Source organism: Mangrovimonas sp. ST2L15 (assembly GCF_001280515.1).
GTDB lineage: Bacteria > Bacteroidota > Bacteroidia > Flavobacteriales > Flavobacteriaceae > Mangrovimonas > Mangrovimonas futianensis.
In genome coordinates, this window is record NZ_LBIQ01000054.1 from 1 (window position 1) to 301 (window position 301).

The window sequence follows — 301 nt, forward strand, 5'->3', positions numbered from 1 at the left end:
TTCTGGTCACCACGATGTTACAAGGATCTGTATCGTCCATGCTATCCACAGCAGTAGCTGTAATGTCACCAGCACAGTTGTCTGTAGCAGTCAACTCACCAGCAGCAGGCATGTCGCCGATACACTCATAAGTGATATCTGCAGGAGCCTCAGGAGCCACTGGCGCCGTTGTATCTTGAATGGTGATGGTCTGTGACACCGAAGATGAATTGTTACATGCATCAGTGAATGTCCACGTTCTGGTCACCACGATGTTACAAGGATCTGTGTCGTCCATGCTATCTACAGCAGTAGCTGTAAT

Annotated in this window: 1 protein-coding gene; it reads right to left on the reverse strand. The window is 48.5% G+C overall.

Translation table 11 applies throughout. The annotated features are described in order from the left end of the window. Positions 1–301: hypothetical protein (locus ZA07_RS16255; protein WP_197276768.1), on the reverse strand; the 301-nt coding region annotated here is incomplete at both ends.